The organism is Lentzea sp. NPDC059081, assembly GCF_042738015.1.
Classification (GTDB): domain Bacteria; phylum Actinomycetota; class Actinomycetes; order Mycobacteriales; family Pseudonocardiaceae; genus Lentzea.
Genome location: NZ_JBHYGW010000016.1, coordinates 174,342 through 193,548, shown reverse-complemented (window position 1 = coordinate 193,548; position 19,207 = coordinate 174,342). Strand labels below are relative to the sequence as shown.

Annotated in this window: 20 protein-coding genes; 8 read left to right on the top strand and 12 right to left on the bottom strand. The window is 69.2% G+C overall.

The features are described 5' to 3' along the window. Positions 1-58: 58 nt before the first annotated feature. A complete protein-coding gene (gene nucS, locus ACFWV3_RS30175) occupies positions 59-718 on the bottom strand; it encodes an endonuclease NucS (RefSeq protein WP_382416057.1) in 660 nt (219 codons plus the stop codon). A gap of 54 nt (positions 719-772) precedes the next feature. Between nucS and ACFWV3_RS30170 the strand changes: the two genes are divergently transcribed. Next, complete coding sequence (locus tag ACFWV3_RS30170; protein ID WP_382416055.1) at positions 773-1,309, top strand: NUDIX domain-containing protein; 537 nt, start codon at positions 773-775, stop codon at positions 1,307-1,309. A 3-nt stretch (positions 1,310-1,312) separates the two neighbouring features. On the opposite strand, the gene ACFWV3_RS30165 is transcribed toward ACFWV3_RS30170, so the two are convergent. After that, positions 1,313-2,230, bottom strand: a complete 918-nt coding sequence (locus ACFWV3_RS30165) for a GlxA family transcriptional regulator (RefSeq protein WP_382416053.1) — start codon at positions 2,228-2,230, stop codon at positions 1,313-1,315. 101 nt (positions 2,231-2,331) lie between these two features. Here ACFWV3_RS30165 and ACFWV3_RS30160 point away from each other — a divergent pair, with 101 nt between their 5' ends. Next, positions 2,332-2,919 carry a DJ-1/PfpI family protein gene (locus ACFWV3_RS30160; protein ID WP_382416051.1) on the top strand — a complete coding sequence of 196 codons (588 nt, stop codon included), beginning with the start codon at positions 2,332-2,334 and terminating at the stop codon, positions 2,917-2,919. Then, positions 2,916-3,326, top strand: a complete 411-nt coding sequence (locus ACFWV3_RS30155) for a hypothetical protein (RefSeq protein WP_382416049.1) — start codon at positions 2,916-2,918, stop codon at positions 3,324-3,326. Before ACFWV3_RS30160 ends, ACFWV3_RS30155 begins: the two co-directional genes overlap by 4 nt. Here ACFWV3_RS30155 and ACFWV3_RS30150 read toward each other — a convergent pair. Continuing rightward, entirely contained in the window at positions 3,323-4,021 is a 699-nt protein-coding gene (locus ACFWV3_RS30150) for an SDR family oxidoreductase (RefSeq protein ID WP_382416047.1), read from the bottom strand. The two genes, ACFWV3_RS30155 and ACFWV3_RS30150, sit on opposite strands and share 4 nt — an antisense overlap. Before the next feature lie 102 nt (positions 4,022-4,123). Between ACFWV3_RS30150 and ACFWV3_RS30145 the strand changes: the two genes are divergently transcribed. Then, complete coding sequence (locus tag ACFWV3_RS30145; protein WP_382416045.1) at positions 4,124-4,978, top strand: helix-turn-helix domain-containing protein; 855 nt, start codon at positions 4,124-4,126, stop codon at positions 4,976-4,978. Here ACFWV3_RS30145 and ACFWV3_RS30140 read toward each other — a convergent pair. Together ACFWV3_RS30140 and ACFWV3_RS30135 are read right to left on the bottom strand one after the other, a co-directional pair. Then, a complete protein-coding gene (locus ACFWV3_RS30140) occupies positions 4,893-5,651 on the bottom strand; it encodes an enoyl-CoA hydratase-related protein (RefSeq protein WP_382416043.1) in 759 nt (252 codons plus the stop codon). The genes ACFWV3_RS30145 and ACFWV3_RS30140 overlap by 86 nt on opposite strands. Positions 5,652-5,668: 17 nt before the next feature. Then, the gene (locus tag ACFWV3_RS30135; RefSeq protein ID WP_382416041.1) at positions 5,669-7,663 is read right to left on the bottom strand and encodes a protein meaA; all 1,995 of its coding nucleotides are present in this window, start codon (positions 7,661-7,663) and stop codon (positions 5,669-5,671) included. A 103-nt stretch (positions 7,664-7,766) separates the two neighbouring features. Here ACFWV3_RS30135 and ACFWV3_RS30130 point away from each other — a divergent pair, with 103 nt between their 5' ends. Then, positions 7,767-8,054 carry a hypothetical protein gene (locus tag ACFWV3_RS30130; protein ID WP_382416039.1) on the top strand — a complete coding sequence of 96 codons (288 nt, stop codon included), beginning with the start codon at positions 7,767-7,769 and terminating at the stop codon, positions 8,052-8,054. Here ACFWV3_RS30130 and murA read toward each other — a convergent pair. Next, positions 8,051-9,316, bottom strand: coding sequence for a UDP-N-acetylglucosamine 1-carboxyvinyltransferase (gene murA, locus ACFWV3_RS30125; RefSeq protein WP_382416037.1), 1,266 nt, complete (start codon positions 9,314-9,316; stop codon positions 8,051-8,053). The two genes, ACFWV3_RS30130 and murA, sit on opposite strands and share 4 nt — an antisense overlap. Positions 9,317-9,351: 35 nt before the next feature. Here murA and ACFWV3_RS30120 point away from each other — a divergent pair, with 35 nt between their 5' ends. Further along, complete coding sequence (locus ACFWV3_RS30120; RefSeq protein ID WP_382416035.1) at positions 9,352-9,924, top strand: cob(I)yrinic acid a,c-diamide adenosyltransferase; 573 nt, start codon at positions 9,352-9,354, stop codon at positions 9,922-9,924. 550 nt (positions 9,925-10,474) lie between these two features. Here ACFWV3_RS30120 and ACFWV3_RS30115 read toward each other — a convergent pair. Together ACFWV3_RS30115 and ACFWV3_RS30110 are read right to left on the bottom strand one after the other, a co-directional pair. After that, complete coding sequence (locus tag ACFWV3_RS30115) at positions 10,475-10,906, bottom strand: DUF2550 domain-containing protein (RefSeq protein ID WP_382416033.1); 432 nt, start codon at positions 10,904-10,906, stop codon at positions 10,475-10,477. 22 nt (positions 10,907-10,928) lie between these two features. Further along, positions 10,929-11,294, bottom strand: coding sequence for a F0F1 ATP synthase subunit epsilon (locus ACFWV3_RS30110; protein ID WP_382416031.1), 366 nt, complete (start codon positions 11,292-11,294; stop codon positions 10,929-10,931). A gap of 106 nt (positions 11,295-11,400) precedes the next feature. On the opposite strand from ACFWV3_RS30110, the gene ACFWV3_RS30105 reads away from it, so the two are divergent. Together ACFWV3_RS30105 and ACFWV3_RS30100 are read left to right on the top strand one after the other, a co-directional pair. Continuing rightward, positions 11,401-11,889: a SigE family RNA polymerase sigma factor gene (locus tag ACFWV3_RS30105; protein WP_382416030.1), complete on the top strand. Its 489-nt coding sequence runs from the start codon at positions 11,401-11,403 to the stop codon at positions 11,887-11,889. Beyond that, positions 11,880-13,103 carry a hypothetical protein gene (locus ACFWV3_RS30100; protein ID WP_382416028.1) on the top strand — a complete coding sequence of 408 codons (1,224 nt, stop codon included), beginning with the start codon at positions 11,880-11,882 and terminating at the stop codon, positions 13,101-13,103. The genes ACFWV3_RS30105 and ACFWV3_RS30100 overlap by 10 nt, the downstream gene beginning before the upstream one ends. Here ACFWV3_RS30100 and ACFWV3_RS30095 read toward each other — a convergent pair. The 4 genes from ACFWV3_RS30095 to ACFWV3_RS30080 all read right to left on the bottom strand — a co-directional run bounded on the left by ACFWV3_RS30095 (position 13,100) and on the right by ACFWV3_RS30080 (position 19,203). Beyond that, positions 13,100-14,830, bottom strand: a complete 1,731-nt coding sequence (locus ACFWV3_RS30095; protein WP_382416026.1) for an ABC transporter ATP-binding protein — start codon at positions 14,828-14,830, stop codon at positions 13,100-13,102. The genes ACFWV3_RS30100 and ACFWV3_RS30095 overlap by 4 nt on opposite strands. Beyond that, positions 14,827-16,278, bottom strand: coding sequence for an ABC transporter transmembrane domain-containing protein (locus ACFWV3_RS30090; protein ID WP_382416024.1), 1,452 nt, complete (start codon positions 16,276-16,278; stop codon positions 14,827-14,829). Before ACFWV3_RS30090 ends, ACFWV3_RS30095 begins: the two co-directional genes overlap by 4 nt. 560 nt (positions 16,279-16,838) lie before the next feature. Beyond that, positions 16,839-18,275 carry a F0F1 ATP synthase subunit beta gene (gene atpD / locus ACFWV3_RS30085; RefSeq protein WP_382416022.1) on the bottom strand — a complete coding sequence of 479 codons (1,437 nt, stop codon included), beginning with the start codon at positions 18,273-18,275 and terminating at the stop codon, positions 16,839-16,841. Further along, entirely contained in the window at positions 18,268-19,203 is a 936-nt protein-coding gene (locus ACFWV3_RS30080; RefSeq protein WP_382416020.1) for a F0F1 ATP synthase subunit gamma, read from the bottom strand. The genes atpD and ACFWV3_RS30080 overlap by 8 nt, the downstream gene beginning before the upstream one ends. Positions 19,204-19,207 lie beyond the last annotated feature (4 nt).

The window sequence follows — 19,207 nt, the reverse complement described above, 5'->3', positions numbered from 1 at the left end:
GGACAGAACGCCACGAACCCCGCACCACCGGGTGCGGGGTTCGTGGCGGAGAAGGAGCTCAGAACAGCCGGAACTCGTCCGGCTCGATCCCGCGCAACGCGTCGTAGTCCAGCACCACGCACCGGATCCCGCGGTCCTCGGCCAGCACCCGCGCCTGCGGCTTGATCTGCTGCGCCGCGAACACCCCCTGCACCGGCGCGAGCAACGGGTCGCGGTTCAGCAGCTCGAGGTACCGGGTCAGCTGCTCGACGCCGTCGATCTCGCCGCGCCGCTTGATCTCCACGGCCACGGAACCGCCGGCGGAGTCGCGGCACATCAGGTCGACCGGGCCGATCGGGGTCGGGAACTCGCGGCGCACCAACGTCCAGCCGTCGCCCAGGGTCGTGACGTGCTCGGCGAGGAGCTTCTGCAGGTCGGCTTCTACGCCGTCCTTCTGCAGGCCCGGCTCGGGGCCCAGCTCGTGCTTGGAGTCGTGCAGCACCTCGTCGAGGGTGATGATCAGCTTCTCCCCCGCCTTGTTCTGCACCGTCCAGATGTCCGGGTCCTCGATCAGCCAGCAGGGCGGGCTCATCCAGTTCAGCGGCTTGTAGGCGCGGTCGTCCGAGTGGATCGACACCGAGCCGTCTGCCTTGATCAGCAGCAGTCGCTGGGCCATGGGCAGGTGGGCGGTGAGTCGGCCTACGTAGTCGACCTTGCAGCGAGCGATGACGAGACGCACCGCGACAGGCTACGGGGTGTGTCCAGAATCCGGACGTTAGGTACGGTCCGTGCCGTGGAAAGCCTCGGCACCCGTCAGGTGTACGCAAACCAGTGGATGACCGTCAGGGAAGACCCGATCCGCCGCGCGGACGGCACGGAGGGCATCTACGGCGTCGTCGACAAGCCCGACTACGCGCTGGTCATCCCGCTCGACGGCGAGCGCCTTCGCCTCGTCGAGCAGTACCGCTACCCGCTCGGCCTGCGCCGCTGGGAGTTCCCCCAGGGCACCGCGCCGGACCGCGCCGACTCCGACCCGCTCGAGCTCGCCGGCCGCGAGCTGCGCGAGGAGACGGGGCTGCGGGCCGGGAAGATGATCGAGCTCGGTCTCCTCGACGTCGCGCCCGGCATGACGTCGCAGCGCGGCCGGGTGTTCCTCGCCACGCAGCTCACCGAGGGCTTCCACGAGCGGGAGCTCGAGGAGCAGGACATGCGCTCGGCGTGGTTCCCGCGCGCCGACTTCGAGTCGATGATCGCCAAGGGCGAGATCACCGACGCGCAGTCGATCGCCGCCTACACGCTCCTGCTGCTGCACGAGCACTCCCAGCCCTAGTCCTCAGCCCTGAAAAGCCGCCCGGTAGCTCTGCGGTGAGGTCCCGGCGATCCGCTTGAACCTGTCGCGGAACGCCGTGGCCGAGCCGAACCCGACCCTGCTCGCGATCAGCTCCACCGAGTCCTTCGTCGTCTCCAGCAGGTGCTGCGCCCGGCGGACCCTCGCCCGGTGCAGCCACTGCACCGGCGTCGTCCCGGTCTGCTCGCGGAAGCGCCGGTTCAGCGTCCGTGTGCTCATGCCTGCCTGCCGGGCGAGGTCCTCCAGCGTCAGGTCGCGCTCGGCGTGCTCCTCCATCCACCGCAGCAACGGTTCCAGCTCGGCACCCTGCGGCGTCGCGGGTGGCGTCACGATGAACTGCGCCTGCCCGCCCTCGCGTTCCAGCGGCATCACGGCCAGCCTCGCCGCGTCGGCCGCCACCGCGGACCCGTGGTCGCGCCGGATCATGTGCAGGCACAGGTCGAGGCCCGCCGCGGCACCGGCGGACGTCAGGAACTGGCCGTTGTCGACGTAGAGCACGTTCGGGTCGACGTCGATCTCCGGATACCGCTCGGCCAGCTCCGGCGCCGCGAGCCAGTGCGTGGTCGCCCGCAACCCGTCCAGCAGCCCGGTCGCCGCGAACACGAACGTGCCCGAGCAGATCGACGCGATCCGCGCGCCTCTCGCGGCGGCGGCCCGCACCGCCTCGACCACCGGCGCGGGCACGACGAGGTCCGCCGCGTGGCCGGGCAGGACGACGGTGTCCGCGTCCGACAACAACTCCAGGCCGTGCGGCACCTTCAGGTCGAACAGCTCGGACTTGACCGTCCTCTTAGGACCGCAGAGCTCGGTCCGGTAGAGCCCGGTCCTGCTGAACGCCTCTATCGGAACGGCGAAGTCAAACGGGACGACGCTGTCCATCACCACCACTGCCACCGTGTGCACGTCCGCCACGATAGCTGGCGAGAATCCGTTGGAACATGGCATTCCTGCCAGTTCTCCTCACCTCGGGACGCCCCTAGCGTCTTGATCACCGAAGTGAGGGGATGAACGAAGTGAAGGCTCAAGTTGTGCTGTTCGACGGCTTCGACCCGTTGGACGCGATCGGCCCGTACGAGACGTTGATGGCGGGCGGTGTCCAGGTCGAGCTGGCGTCGGCGGAGGGACCGCGCGGGGTGCCCGCCGGTCTGGACCTGATGACGTTGCAGGCCACCGCGCGGCTCGACCCCGGCACCGACCTGGTCGTCCTCCCCGGCGCGGCCGCCCTGCAGGAGGAGGAGATCTTCGCCATCCTCGGCAAGGCGGCGGGGAGCATCGGCCCGGCGCTGAAGGACAGGACCGCGATCCTCGGGACCGTGTGCGGCGGCTCGCTGCTGCTGGCGATGGCCGGTCTGATCGAGGGCCGCAACGCCACCACCAACCACCTCGGCCTGCACGCGCTGAGCTCCATGGGGGTCAACGCCCACCGCGTCCGCATCGTCGACGACGGCGACCTCGTCACGGCCGCCGGTGTCAGCTCCGGCGTCGACCTCGGCCTCTACCTCCTCGAACGCGAGGTCGGCGTCCAGCAGGCCCTGGACGTCGAGGAAGTGTTCGCGCACGAGCGCCGCGGCACGGTGTGGAGGGCCGCGTGACCAAGCTGTTCCTGTCGCTGCACGTGCTGGCGGCGATCATCGCCATCGGCCCGGTCACGGTCGCGGCGAGCATGTTCCCCAGGGCCGTGCGCGACGCCGACGGCAATCCCGCGCTCCTGCACCGGATCTGCCGCGTCTACGCGGTGATCGGCATCTCGGTGCCGGTGCTCGGGTTCCTGACGGCCGGCGTGATGGGCGTGACCGGCCACCCGTGGGTGATCGTGTCGATCGCGCTCACCACCGCCGCGGCGGTCGTGCTGGCGCTCAAGGTCATCCCCGGCCAGGAGAAGGCGCTCAAGACGAACGACGTCAAGAACCTCGCCATGTACACGGGGATCTTCAACCTGCTGTGGGCGACCGTGACCGTGCTGATGATCCTCCGGCCCGGTTCGACGACCGGGGCCTAGCGGTCGGCCACCGGCCGCACCACGATCTCGTTCACGTCGACGGTCTCCGGCTGCGAGATCGCGTACGCGATGGCGTCCCCGATCGCCGACGCGGGCAGCGCGTTCTTGCGGTACTCCGCCATGAACGACGCCGCGTGCTCCTCGGTGATCGTGTCCGCCAGCTCGGACTGCGTGACACCGGGCGAGATCACGGTGACCCGCAGGTCGTCCCGTTCCTGGCGCAGTCCCTCGGACAGCGCCCAGACCGCGTACTTGGTCGCGCAGTACACCGCGGCCGTCGGCGTGACCAGGTGCGCGCCGATCGAGGCCACGTTCACGACGTGCCCTCCGCCGGTGAACAGGGGCAGCACTGCGGCGAGACCGTTCAGCACGCCCTTGATGTTCACGTCCACCATGCGGTCCCACTCGTCGACCTTCAACGAGTCCATGAGGGACAACGGCATCACGCCCGCGTTGTTGACCAGGACGTCGACACGGCCGTACTCGGCGACCGCCGCGTCCACGAAGGACTGGAAGGACTCGCGCGAGGTCACGTCCAACGGCGCGTACCCGGCGCCGATCTCGGACGCCAGCGCCTTCAGCCGGTCCTCGCGTCGAGCACCGAGGAACACCTCGTGCCCCGCCTCGGCCAGGATCCTGGCCGTGGCCTCGCCGATGCCGCTGGAAGCTCCACTGATCAGAACGACTTTGCTCATGGCCACCACCCTCGGCGTGGAACAGGGCGCCTACCAGGACACCTTCTGCCTAGGTGTGGCACACCCAGGCAGTCGACGACGGCAGCACCTACGCTCGGATCCATGCTCGGCGAGTTCCTGAAAGCACACCGCGCCCGCGTCAACCCCGAGGCCGCGGGCCTGCCGAGTCACACCCTGCGCAAGGTCAAAGGCCTGCGGCGCGAAGAGGTCGCGGTGCTCGCGGGGGTGAGCGCGGACTACTACGCCCGTCTCGAACAGGGCCGTGAGACCAACCCGTCCGCGCAGGTCCTCGACGCCCTCAGCCGCGCGCTCCAGCTCGACACGGACGCTCGCGCGCACCTGCACCGCCTTGCGGGCGTCGTCGCGGACGAGGGCCACACGACCGACAAGGTCAGTCCCGAACTGCGGCAGCTCATCAGCGGCATGCACGACATGCCGGCGTTCGTGATGAGCTCCTACCTCGACCTGCTCGCCAGCAACGCGCTGGCCGACGCCCTCTACGAACCGTTCGCCCCGGCCGACAACCTGGCCAGGATGACCTTCCTGGACCCGGCAGCCCCGAGCTTCTACCCGCGCTGGAACTGGGTCGCGCAGAGCACTGTCGGGAACCTGCGGCTGACGGCCGACCCGAGCTCCGCGCGCCTGCGGCGGATGGTGGCGGAGCTCAGCCGCAACCCGGTGTTCGAGGAGCTGTGGGACCACCACGAGGTGCGCGGGAAGACCCAGGACGCCAAGGAGTTCGTGCACCCGGCGGTCGGTCCGCTCAAGCTGACCTACCACTCGTTCGACGTGCGCGAGGCGCCCGGCCAGTTCCTGGTGGTCTACCAGGCGGAGCCGGGCCCGAACGCCGACGCGCTGAAGCTCCTCGCGACTAGTCGGGCCACACGGGAGGCCGCTTCTCCAGGAACGACGCCCGTCCCTCTTTGGCTGACGGGGACTGCGACGTCTCGGCCATGACGTTCAGCGCGACCTCGTAGGCGTCCGCCTCCGGCCGGTCGAGCTGCGCGTAGATCGTCCGCTTGCCGACGGCCTTCGACGCCCGGCTGCCGCGCGTGGCCCGTGCGAGCAGGTCGTCGACCTCAGCGTCCAGCTCGGCGGCGGGCACCGCGCGGTTGATCAGTCCCCACTCGACCGCCGTGGCCGCGTCGATCACGTCGCCGGTGAGCACCAGTTCCATCAACCGCTTGCGCCCGATCGACCTCGCCACCGGCACCGCGGGCGTGTGGCAGAACCACCCGGCTTTGCCGCCCGGCAACGAGAACCCGGCCGTGTCCGCCGCCACCGCGAGGTCGCACGACGCCACCAGCTGACACCCGGCCGCCGTCGCCAGCCCCTGCACGCGGGCGATCACGACCTGGGGCGAGGACTGGATGGTCTTCATCAGTACGGTGCACAGCTCCAGCAGCAGCCGCACGCCCTCCTCGTCGCGTGCGTGCACGTCCGCGAAGTCGTGCCCGGCGGAGAACACCGGTCCCTCGGCGGCCAGGACGATGCCCGCGGCGTCCGACGCGCGGACCTCGCGGAACGCGTCGAGCAGCTCCGTGAGGTGTTCCGCGGACAGCGCGTTGCGCTTGGCCGCGCGGTTCATCGTGATCCGGACGACCGACCCGTCCCGCGAAACGTCCACCATTCCGCGACAGTAAGGCCCTACGCGGGGGAACGCACCTCCCGGATCACGGTGACGATCTCGTCCATGATCTCGGTCAGCTCGTAGTCCTTGGGCGTGAACACCCGCGCCACCCCGCGCTCGCGCAGCTTCGCGGCGTCGTCCGGCGGGATGATGCCGCCGACGATCACGGGGATGTCCCCGGCACCGGCCTCGCGCAGTCCCTCGACCACCGCGGGCACGACCTCGAGGTGCGACCCGGACAGGATCGAGAGGCCGACGACGTGCACGTCCTCCTGCACGGCGGCGGCCACGATCTGCGACGGCGTGAGGCGAATGCCCTGGTAGACGACCTCGAAGCCGACGTCGCGGGCTCGTACGGCCACCTGCTCGGCGCCGTTGGAGTGCCCGTCGAGACCGGGCTTGCCGACCAGCATGCGCAGCCGTTCGCCGATCTCCTCACCGGTCGCGCGCACCCGGTCGCGCACCCGTGCGATCTCCGACCCCGCCTCGCCCGACGCCGATGCGCCGGAGACACCGGTCGGTGCGCGGTATTCGCCGAACGTCTCCCGCAACGCCTGCGACCACTCGCCCGTCGTCACCCCGGCGCGCGCACACGCCAGCGTCACCTCGACGAGGTTCTTGTCGGTCTTCGCGGCCTCGCGCAACGCGTCCAGCGAAGCCTCGACCGCGGCGTTGTCGCGGTTCGCGCGCCACTGTTGGATCGCCTCGACGGCGTGCATCTCGACGATCGGGTCGATGGTCTCGATCGCGTTGGCGCCCTCGGCCTGCAACGGCGACGGCTCGGTCGTGTCGAACTTGTTGACGCCGACGACGACCTCTTCGCCGGACTCGACGCGACGACGCCGGTCGGCCAGTGACGACACCAGCTGCGACTTCATGTAGCCGGACTCGACGGCCGCGACGGCGCCGCCCATCGCCTGCACGCGGTCGATCTCCTCCCGCGCGCCGGCGAGGATCTCGTCCACCTTCGCCTCGATGACGGGCGAGCCGTCGAAGATGTCGTCGTACTCCAGCAGGTCCGTCTCGAACGCGAGCACCTGCTGCATGCGCAACGCCCACTGCTGGTCCCACGGCCGCGGCAGGCCCAGCGCCTCGTTCCACGCCGGCAGCTGGATCGCACGCGCGCGGGCGTTGCGGGACAACGACACCGCGAGCATCTCCAGCACGATGCGCTGGACGTTGTTCTCCGGCTGCGCCTCGGTCAGCCCGAGCGAGTTGACCTGCACGCCGTAGCGGAACCGGCGGTGCTTCGGGTTCTCGACGCCGTAGCGCTCACGCGTGATCTCGTCCCAGAGCTGGGCGAACGCGCGCATCTTGCACATCTCCTCGATGAACCGCACACCGGCGTTCACGAAGAAGGAGATGCGGGCGACGACGTCCCCGAACTTCTCCTGCGGCACCTGGCCGGAGTCGCGCACCGAGTCGAGGACCGCGATCGCCGTGCACATCGCGTACGCGACCTCCTGCGCCGGCGTCGCGCCGACCTCCTGGAGGTGGTAGCTGCAGATGTTGATCGGGTTCCACTTCGGCACGTTGGAGACGGTCCACGCGACCATGTCGGTGATCAGCCGCAGCGACGGTCCCGGCGGGAACACGTACGTGCCGCGGGACAGGTACTCCTTGATGATGTCGTTCTGCGTCGTGCCGGCCAGCGCCGCCGGGTCCGCGCCCTGCTCCTCGGCCACGGTGACGTAGAGGGCGAGCAGCCACATGGCCGTCGCGTTGATCGTCATCGACGTGTTGGCGCCGCCGAGCGGGATCTGGTCGAAGAGCTGCCGCATGTCGCCGAGGTGGCTGACCGGCACGCCGACCTTGCCGACCTCGCCCTTCGCGAGCTCGTCGTCGGGGTCGTAGCCGGTCTGCGTGGGCAGGTCGAACGCGACGGACAGGCCGGTCTGGCCCTTGGCGAGGTTGCGGCGGTAGAGAGCGTTCGACGCCGCGGCCGAGGAGTGGCCCGCGTACGTGCGCATCACCCAGGGGCGGTCGCGTTCACGGTCAGCCGGGTACGGCACAGCAACCTCCCACAACGTCGTTGTCCGGAGCGTACTGGCCGGTAACTCCCGCTGCGCGTGCGCTTGCTCACTGAATCGAGACCACAAAGAGCATGATGGGGAGGTGACGGGCTTCTACCAGACCGCGGTCGTCTTCGGCGCGCTCGGCTTGCTGGCACTGGTGTTGCGGTACTTCGCCGGCAACGACAGACGCGCGGTTCCCGACCTCGACGGCACCGACTTCGGGTTGCTGAACGAGGTCGCGCTCGTGCCCACGGAAGAAGCCGCGATCGTGCTCGTGCAGAAGCTCAAGGCGAACGGGGTGCGCGCCACGCGTTCGCGGCACGCGCCCTACCGGATCATGGTGTTCCCGCAGGACGTGGCGAACGCGCGGCTCGTGCTGAAGAGCTAACCGCTCACTCGTTCGACGTCGGCACCCAGCTTGCGGAGGTTCTCCACGAAGCCCGGGTAGCCGCGTTCGATGTGGAAGATCTCGTAGACCTCGGTGGCCCCGTCCGCGCACAGGCCGGCAAGAACGAGTCCCGCACCCGCACGGATGTCCGACGCCCACACGGGCGCACTCGACAGCGTCTCCACACCGCGGATCACGGCGTGGTGGCCGTCCGTGCGCGCGTCGGCCCCGAGACGGATCATCTCGTCGATGAACCGGAACCGCGCCTCGAACAGGTTCTCGGTGATCATCGAGGTGCCCTCGGACACCGCCGACAACGCGATGGCGAACGGCTGGTTGTCGGTGGCGAAGCCGGGGTACGGCAGCGTCACGAAGTCGACGGCCTTGGGCCGGCCCTCCATGACGACGCGGAAGCCCTCGTCCTCACCCTCGTAGACGGTCACCTCGGCGCCCGCCATCCGCAGCTTCTCCAGCACCAGGTCGAGGTGGTGCGGGTTCACGCCACGCACCCGCACGTCACCGCGCGTCATGGCGGCGGCGAAGCCCCACGTCGCGCCGACGATCCGGTCGCCGATGACGCGGTGCTCGGTCGGCTTGAGCTCGGTGACGCCGTGCACGGTCAGCGTGGACGTGCCCGCGCCCTCGACCTTCGCGCCCATCTGGGTCAGCATCAGGCAGAGGTCGACGATCTCGGGCTCGCGCGCGGCGTTGTCGATGACCGTCGTGCCGTTGGCCAGCACGGCCGCCATCAGGATGTTCTCGGTGGCCCCCATGCTGGGGAAGTCGAGCCAGATCTGCGCGCCGTGCAGCCCCTCGGCCTCGGCGACGATGCAGCCGTGCTCGATCCACGTCTTGGCACCGAGCTTCTCGAGCCCGCTCTGGTGCATGTCCAACGGCCGCGACCCGATCGCGTCCCCACCGGGCAACGCCACGACGGCCCGCTTGCACCGCCCGACCAACGGCCCGAGCACGCAGATGCTGGCCCGCAGCTTGCCCATGGCCTCGGAGTCGGCGTGGTAGCTGAGCTCGGCGGGCGTGGTGATCCTCGCCACGTCCCCTTCGAGCTCGACCTGGCACCCGAGGCTGCGCAGCGCGTCGGCCATCAGCGGCACGTCGAGGATGTCCGGGCAGTTGGTGATGGTCGTGGTGCCCTCGGCGAGCAGGGCGGCCGCCATCAACTTCAGGACGCTGTTCTTGGCGCCGACGACATCAACTTCGCCGACCAGACGTGCGCCACCATGTACCCGGAAATGCTCGCTCACGCGGCAATCCTACGTACGGCCATAGAGTGCCGGTCATGGCGGTGCATCTCACGAAGATCTACACGCGAGTCGGCGACGACGGCACGACGGGCCTGGGCGACTTCTCCCGCGTCCAGAAGACCGACCCGCGCATCGAGGCGTACGCGGACGTGGACGAAACCAACGCCTCCCTGGGCGTGGCGCTGGCCCTGGGCCAACTCGCACCCGACGTGTTCGACGTCGTGCGCAAAGTGCAGAACGACCTGTTCGACGTAGGAGCAGACCTCTGCACCCCGATCGTCCCGGACCCGGAGTACCCACCCCTGCGCGTGACCCAGGCCTACGTGGACCGCCTGGAGGGCTACTGCGACGAGTTCAACGAACGCCTGGGCAAACTGGACTCGTTCATCCTGAACGGAGGCACCCCAGGAGCAGCCCTGCTGCACCAGGCCCGCACGATCGCCCGCCGAGCAGAACGCCGAGCGTGGACGCTCATCGAAGCCGACGCCGAGCGCACGAACGTCCTGACGGCCAAGTACCTGAACCGGCTGTCGGACCTGCTGTTCATCCTGGCGCGGGTGGCGAACCCGGACGGCGACGTGCTGTGGCAGCCAGGCGAGAACGCCTGACAAGGCACGCTGACGCAGGCGTCCCCTCGAGTTGAGGCTCCCCCGCGACCCAACGTACAGATGGGGTCTGACACTCGGCACGATGCGAAAGGGCGGCCACCCCCTTACGCAACACCGAAGGCGAGCAGGACAGACCCCCGCCCGCCAACGGCGAAGCCGAGGCCCCAAGCGATGCCGAAGGCGAGCAGTCAGACCTTGCCCAGATGGGTAGCGGTGCACCCACTCGTGGTTAGGCGATTGGGGCTTGACTTTGGGTGCGAGGTGCTACCACTTGTGGATCGGCCGGGTGCGAAGCATCCGGCCTTTTCCGGCCGAACCAGCGCCTCGCAAGGGCCCCGAAGTCAAGCCCCAATCGCAATCGTCGCGGAGCGGCGATGAACCCAGGTCTTCGTCCGAGGTGCACGCCCACGCTGGAACAGGCACCCAACCGCAATGGCGACCACGCTGGAACTCGCCCGGTCCCAAGGCGACCACGCCGGAACTCGCTCAGCTCAACGCCAAAACCAAAAGGGCGCGCCCCCACCAGGGGAACGCGCCCAATCAATCAACCTCAAGAAGCCCAAGGAATAGACCGCCCAGGCGGCGAAGCCTCCAACCAGGACAAGAACCCGGTCAAAGCATCCGGCCCCATCGCGATCTCGACCTCACCATCCCCCGACCGGCACCGCAGCACGGTGGCCCCGACCGGCATGGCATAAGCCTCAGGCCCAGTGGGCTCCCGCCGAGCGTCGATCTCCAACCCGTCCCGGGAGATCAGCTGGTCGGGACCGGACCCGAGCGACAACACCCGGAACCAGGCGAACGAGTCGCCCCGGTAGTGCCCCACCCCGAGGTGCCAGCCGCGACCGCGGTCGTCGAACTGGCTGCGCAGGGCTACGTGCACCCCGCCCTCGCGCAGCAGCCGGATGCGGCGCCACGCGAAGTAGGCGATGACGACCACGGCCAGGACAAGGACCAGTCCGGCAATCTCGGTGATCCCCACGACTGGGCCCTCGCGCCCGGTCTCAGGCCGACTGTTCCACGGCCCGCACGCGCGCTGCCGCACGTGCGCGCTCGGCGTCGTCCGCGTCCTGCAGCGCCGATCGCGCCGCGTTCACGTCGATCTCGTCCGCGAGGTCGGCGTCCTCCGCGAGGATCGAGACGCCGGTACCGGTCACGGACAGGAAGCCACCGTGCACGGCGGCGGTGACCAGGCCACCGTCGGTCGTGCGGATGCGCACCACGCCACCCTCGACCAGCTGGCCGAGAACGGGCTCGTGACCGGGCAGGATGCCGATCTCGCCCTCGGTCGTCTGCGCCGAAACAGAGGTGGCCTTGCCGGACCACAGGCGGCGTTCAACGGCGACCAGTTCAACGGTCATCTCGGCCACGCGTATCTCCCTCGTCGTCTGGAGTCGAACTGAGTCTAAACGGTCGCCTGACAACCTTGCCGCCCCGCCCGGTGTCACCACGTCGGACAACCGCCGAAGGGGGGACATGCAGGACTTCGAAGAGTTCGTGGCGTTGCGTTCGCAGAGCCTGTTGCGCACCGCCTACCTGCTCTGCGGCGGCGACAGAGGTGCCGCTGAGGACATTCTGCAGGACGTTCTCATGAGCATGTACGGCAAGTGGCGCCGGATCAGGACGTCACCGGAGGCGTACGCCCGCGCCGCGCTGGCCAACTCGGCCAAGAACCGCTGGCGGCGGCGCTCCCGCAAGCCGGAGGCGCCGATGGACCACGCGGAGACGCAGGCCACCAAAGGGCACGAACAGCAGGTCGTGGACGCGGACAGCGTCGTGCGCGCGTTGGCGCAGTTGCCGGAGAAGATGCGCGCCGTCCTCGTGCTGCGGTTCTTCGACGACCTCAGCGAGGCCGACACCGCGCGGGCACTCGGCTGCGGCGTCGGCACGGTGAAGAGCCAGACCTCGCGCGGGCTCGCGCGCATGCGGGAGCTGATGGGTGAGCAGGTGCTGACGTGGAACTGAAGCAGGCGATGGAGGCCGCGACGGCAGACCTCGACGTGCGGCCGGGATTCGTGGGGGACGTGATGACCGGGGCACGACGACGACACACGCGCAGGCTCGTGGCGGTGACCGCGGCGGTGGCACTGCTCGCGGGCGTCTCGGCGGGGGTGGTGCTGAGCCGCCCGGACCCGCCACCGCCGCCGTTGACCGACGCCAGGCTGACCGCGGCGACCGCGGGCGACCTGGCCGGGGACCAGACGTTCCTCAGCCAGGCGCACGCGATCTGGGGGCGTTCGCGGAGCGAGGGGCTGCGGCCGTACGAGAACGTGACCGAGTTCACCGGGCCGGCGCACGTCTTCTGGGCCGCGAACACGCCCAGCGGCCCGGCGGCCCTGCTCGTGCAACCGGTGGAGGTGGGCGGCGAGCCGGCGCCGCGGATGCTGATCGGTCTCGTCGCCGGGGGCGCCGTGGTGCAGCGCGAGCTCGACCGCGGTCAGGAGATCGGGCTCTACCAGTTCGGGCCGGACAGGTCGACCTACCTGGCGCTGGGCATGGGCAGCAAGGTGTTCTGGTCGGTCAACCCCGTGCGCGGTCCCGACAACCGGCTGAGCCGCACCTGGCAGGAGGCCGAGATGGGACCCGGCGGCGTCGCCGTGATCACGGCGACGCTCTCCGAGCGGCCGGTGTTCATCCGCGGCGACACCACCCCGTTGCCCCGCGACTTCTTCTCCGACCCGCTGCAGGGCAGGTTCGCCTGGCGCCCGGACACCGCCTTCCTGCCCCATCCCGGCAACGGCTGGTCGGGCCGGCAATGCGCGTCGGACAGCCCCGTCTCCGGCGTGCGGTGGAGCGCCCAGAACGCCCCGGTGCCGAAGGCGGACCTGCAGCGGCTGGGCCTGCTCGACTACGTCGTCGACTGGGACGCCACCGGCGACTGGAACGTCTGCGCGTGGCTGCCCGACGGCCGCTACGCCGAGGTGTTCGAGGCGTACGGCGACCTCTACGGCGCGATCTACCACCCGGACGGCTCGTTCAGCGCCCCCCTGCTCGGCGGCAAGGCGGTGAAGGGTTCCCCGGTCGTGATGCCGCTGCCGGACGGCCAGGGCACGATCGTCGCCGACTTCGACGCCCGCATCGGCCCGCAGGGGCGCGTGCACGCCTGGCTGGCCCCCGTGGGCACCAAGGAGGTGACGGTGCGCCGTGGGGACGCCTCAGCCGTCGTACCGCTGACCTAGGACTGGTGCCAGGACCGCCAGAGCGTCGCGTACGTGCCGTTCCTGGCCACCAGGTCGTCGTGGGACCCCAGCTCCACGATGCGCCCGGCGTCGACGACCGCGATCCGGTCGGCGTCCCGCGCGGTCTGCAGCCGGTGCGCGATCGCGATCACCGTGCGACTCCCCCGCACGGCCGCGATCGCGCGCTCGGCGTGCCTGGCCGTGGCCGGGTCGAGTGACGACGTCGCCTCGTCCAGCACCAGCGTGTGCGGGTCGGCGACCTCGACCCGCGCCAGCGCCAGTTGCTGCGCCTGGGCGGGATCGAGCTCCAGACCACCCGCGCCGAGCAGCGTGCCGAGCCCGTCCGGCAGGTCGTCGAACCACCGCGCGTCGACGGTGCGCAACGCTTCGACCAGACGGTCGTCCGAGGCGTCCGGAACGGCCAGCGCCAGGTTCTCCCGCAAGGTGCCGATGAACACGTGGTGTTCCTGCGTGACGAGCACGATCCGCTGCTCACCCGCCGCCGCGAGGTCCGCCACCGGCACCCCGCCGACGTGCACGGACCCCTCCGCCGGCCGGTCGACCCCCGCGATCAGCCTGCCCAGCGTCGACTTGCCCGCACCGGACACCCCGACGACCGCCAGCCGTTCTCCCGGCGTCACAACGAGATCGACACCGTGCAGCACCTCGTGTCCGTCCACATAGGAGTAGTGGACTCCGCGCACCTCGATGAGGTCACCGTCCGGCTTCCGCACGACCGGCGCGGGCTCGACGTCGGCACCGATGCCCTCGACCCGCGCGAACGACGCCCCGCCCCGCTGCAGGAACTCGACCCACATCATGATGCGTTCCAACGGTTCGACGAGCCGCCACACATACAGGCTGCCGGTGACGACGACCTCGATCCGCACGTCGTCGGCCGCGTAGTACAGGCCACCCGCCAGCAACACCAGCGCGGTCGGCACCATGCTGGCGAAGTTGATGACCGGGAACAGCACGTTCCTCAGCCACAACGTCCGCATGCGCGTCTCGTACAGGTGCCCGATCGACGCGTGAGCCTTCCCCACCAACCGGTCCCGCAGCCCGTATGTCGCGATGGTCCGGCTGCCCTCGCCGACGGCCGCGGTGATCTCCGCGACGTCCCCGTTCGCCCGGCTCTCCGCCAGGTACGCGTCCCGCGCCCGCACGAGGTACCAGCGCAGAACCCAGGCGACGAACGGCATCCCGATCAACGCGGCCAGCCCGAGCACGGGATCCAGCCAGAACGTCGCCGCGAGCACGACCAGCAGGTCCACCGTGCCGGTGAACACCTGCGGCACGCTGTCCCGCAACGCCGTCCCGACGATGCCGATGTCGCTCGTGACCCGCGTGAGCAGATCACCCGTGCTCAGCCGGTCCACCACCCGCGCGGGCAACGCCAGCGACCGCGTCACGGCCTCCTCGCGCAACGAGGCGAGGAACCGTTCACCGAGCCGGATCGTCTGCACCCCGCTGTAGCGCACCAGCAACAGGTGCACGACCGCCGCGCCGAGCACCCCCAGCGCGAACAGATCCACAGTGGACACGGTCAGCGTGCCGTCCTCGACCCCACCGACGATCTTGCCCACCAGATACGGCCCGACCAGCCCGCTCAACGCCGCCAACGACGTGAGCACCAACACCACGACAAGCGCACGCCGCTCCCCGCGCAACAACCGCACAGCCGCCCGCCGCACCTCACGCCGATCCGCGATCGGCAGCAGGCTCATCGGTTCTCCTCCAGACACACGACCTGGTCTGCCTGCCCGGCCCACAACGGCGACGAGGACACCACCACGGTCGTCCTCCCGCACCGCGCCTGCTTCACCCGCCCGGCCACAGCAGCCTCGGTGACAGCGTCGAGCGCCGAAGTCGGTTCCACGAGCACCAGCACCTCAGGATCACCGAGCAACGCCCGGACAAGCCGCAACCGCTGCCGCTGACCGCCGGAAACGTTGCGCCCCTGCGACTCCAGGTGCGAGTCCAACCCGTCCGGCAACGCCTCGACGACATCCACAGCAGCCGCCACCCAGACCGCCCTCTCCACCGACGCGTCGTCGTGCACCCCCACCGACGCGTCGTCGTGCACCCCCACCGACACCCCCTCGCGAACAGACCCGGGAAACAGGTAGTCGTCGTTGTCCGCCACCACAACCACCCCGGGCAACCGCTCCACAGCAGCCCGCGCCACCGCCGCACTGGAGGACACCACCACCGTCAACACACCGGCCTTCACCTCAAAGGGCTCAGCACCGCCGTCCTTCTCCTCAGGCCGCAACCGCAACAGGTCCACCACCCGCCCAGCCGACACCAGTGCCCGCGGAATCACGTCAGCCCCCTCGACGAAGAAGCTGACAGGCACCACCAACGTCCCGACGTACAGGTAAACCGCCACCATCTCCTCAATGGAAATGGCACCACCAACCGCCATCCGAGCCACGATCCACGTGACAACACCGAGGAACAGCGCAGGCAACCCCCACAACACCTGCACCCAACTGAGCCACACGGACACCCGGTACCCGTCCCGCAACAGGTCATCCGACTTGTCCCGAAACCGCTCCTCGAACGCCGGCTTGCCCCCGATCCCCGACAACACCTTCAACCCGGCCACGATGTCCCCAGCGCGAGAGCTCAACTCCCCCTGACTGCGCCGATACCGAGCCTCGACACCATGCAGCCGCCGCAACACGGGCACAGTCACCACGGCCAGCACAGGCACGCCAAGCAACACCACAACGGCCACCAGCGGCGAGATCCGCACCAACAACACAGCCGTCACCGCATAAGCAACAACAGCCCCCACCCCAGGCCCAGTACTGGTAAGAGCATGCGCAATCCGTTGCGTATCACCGTTCTGCAGATACGTCAGCTCCCCAGCCGACAACCGCCGCCGAACCACCCCACCAAGCCGAGTGACGTGCTCAACCACCACCTGAGCAGTCCGCAACGCAGCATCCGTGCGCACCAACGTCATGGTCCGATGCCGCGCGACCCCCAACAACGCCAACACAGCCACAACAACAACCAGCAACCCGCACCACCACACCAGGGCGCCACGATCCCCACCCCGCAACCCGTCCTCAACGGCCTTGGAGATGAGGTACGGCGGCACCACCAGCCCGCACATCCACAACGACCCCCACCAGGCCCCGGCAAGCACCCGCCAGCGCTGCATGAGAACCAGCCACCACAGATACCGCCACGGAGAACGGACGTCAGGAGTCCCGGGATCGGCATAGGGAGCATGTCGGGCCATCCCCCGACCCTCCCACCGCCAGACGATTGGCACGAGTGATTTCGCCCTCAGACAGCAGCAACACGATCAAGCGATGCCGAAGGCGAGCAATAACAACCCCCCACGCACTCGCGACCGCGATGCCGAAGGCGAGCCGTGCAGACCTCGCACAGATGGGTAGCGGTGCACCCACTCGTGGTTAGGCGATTGGGGCTTGACTTTGGGTGCGAGGTGCTACCACTCGTGGATCGGCCGGTTGCGGAGCATCCGGCCTTTTCCGGCCGAACCAGCGCCTCGCAAGGGCCCCGAAGTCAAGCCCCAATCGCAATCGTCGCGGAGCGGCGATGAACACCCTCGCTTCGTCCGAGGTGCACGACCACGCCGGAACAGGCACCAGACCGCAATAGGCGACCACGCTGGAACAACCCACAAAACCCAAAGGGCCGCCCCTCCACAATGGAGGAACGGCCCCAAGGAACTCTCAGCTACACCAAGCCAGCTCAGTTACCAGCAAGCTTCTTGGCGTTCGCCTCAACGTCGTCCAACCCGCCACAGGAGAAGAAAGCCTGCTCCGGGAAGTGGTCGAACTCGCCCTTGCACACCCGGTCGAACGCCTCGATCGTGTCCTTGATCGGCACGAACGACCCGGGCTGACCCGTGAACTTCTCGGCCACGATGAAGTTCTGGCCGAGGAAGCGCTCGAGCCGGCGCGCACGACCGACGAGGACCTTGTCCTCCTCGGAGAGCTCGTCCATGCCGAGGATCGCGATGATGTCCTGCAGCTCCTTGTACTTCTGCAGGATCCGCTTGACCTCCTGCGCCACCCGGTAGTGCTCCTCGCCGACGATCGACGGCTCGAGGATTCGAGACGACGACGACAGCGGGTCGACGGCCGGGTAGATGCCCTTCTGGGAGATCGGACGGGAGAGCTCCGTCGTCGCGTCCAGGTGGGCGAAGGTGGTCGCCGGCGCGGGGTCGGTGTAGTCGTCGGCGGGCACGTAGATGGCCTGCAGCGACGTGATCGACTTACCGCGGGTCGAGGTGATGCGCTCCTGGAGCTCACCCATCTCGTCCGCCAGCGTCGGCTGGTAACCCACGGCGGAAGGCATGCGGCCCAGCAGGGTCGACACCTCGGAGCCCGCCTGGGTGAAGCGGAAGATGTTGTCGATGAAGAGCAGCACGTCCTGGTTCTGCACGTCGCGGAAGTACTCCGCCATCGTGAGAGCGGACAGCGCGACGCGCATGCGCGTGCCGGGCGGCTCGTCCATCTGACCGAAGACGAGAGCGGTGTCCCCGAGAACACCCATCTCTTCCATCTCCAGCAGCAGGTCGGTGCCCTCACGGGTGCGCTCACCGACGCCGGCGAACACCGACGTACCGGAGAACTCACGCGCGATACGGGTGATCATCTCCTGGATGAGCACCGTCTTGCCGACACCCGCGCCGCCGAACAGGCCGATCTTGCCGCCCTTGACGTACGGGGTGAGCAGGTCGATGACCTTGATGCCGGTCTCGAGGATCTCGGTCTTGCCCTCAAGCTGGTCGAAGGCGGGCGCCTTGCGGTGGATGCCCCACTGCTCGCCGTCGCGGCCGAGGCCCGGCGTGTCGAGGCAGTCACCGAGGGCGTTGAAGACGTGGCCCTTGACGACGTCGCCGACGGGCACCGAGATGGCCTTGCCGGTGTCGGTCACGGTCGCACCGCGCACCAGACCGTCGGTCGGCTGCATCGAGATGGTGCGCACCAGGTTGTCGCCGAGGTGCTGCGCGACCTCGAGGGTCAGCGTCTTGGCGACCGCCTCGAAGGTGATCTCGGCGTGGCAGGCGTTGAACAGCTCGGGCACGGCGTCGCGCGGGAACTCCACGTCGACGACCGCACCGATCACCCGGACCACACGGCCGGTGCGGGTGGTGGTGGCAGTAGCACTCATGTCACTCATCACTTCCTGCGCCACCGGTAAGCGCGGAGGCGCCACCGACGATCTCGCTGATCTCCTGGGTGATCTGGGCCTGACGGGCCGAGTTCGCCGCCCGGCTGAGGTTGCGCACGAGCTCGGTCGCGTTGTCCGTGGCGGCCTTCATGGCCGTCCGGCGCGCGGCGGACTCGGATGCGGCGGCCTCCAGCAGCGCGGAGAACAGGCGCGTCTTGATGTACTTGGGAAGCATCGCACCGAGCAGCGTCTCCGCGCTCGGCTCGAAGTCGTACACCGCGCGCGGTCCCTTGACCTCGCCGGTGTACTCGACCTCCATCGGCGCGATCCGCTTGGCGGTCGGCGTCTGGCTCAGCATCGACTTGAACTCGGTGTACACGACGTGGACCTCGTCCACCCCGAGCACGCCGTCCGGACCGGGGTTGTCGCCCTGGTCGTCGCCGCCCGCGAGGAACGCCTGGACGACCGCGTCGCCCGCCTCGACGGCGTTCACGTACTGCGGAGCCTGGGAGAAGCCACTCCACGAGCCGGCGATCGCGCGCTGGCGGAACGTGTAGTAGCCGACACCCTTGCGACCGAGGATGTAGAGCACCGGCTCCTTGCCCTCGGACTTCAGCAGCGAGATCAGCGACTCGGCGGCCTTGAGCACGTTGGCGTTGTAGCCCCCGCACATGCCCTTGTCACTGGTCACGATGAGCACCGCGGCGCGCTTCGCGTCAGGACGCTCGGTCAGCAGCGGGTGGTCGAGGTTCGCCGAGGCCTCGGCCAACGCGGAGAGGACGTTGGTGATCTCCTCCGCGTACGGCCGGGAAGCCGCGACCCTGGTCTGCGCCTTCGCGAGGCGAGACGTGGCGATGAGCTCGTAGGCCTTCGTGATCTTCTTGGTCGAGTTGACCGTGCGGATCCGCTGGCGGAGCTCCCGAATCTGTGCGCCCATGGCT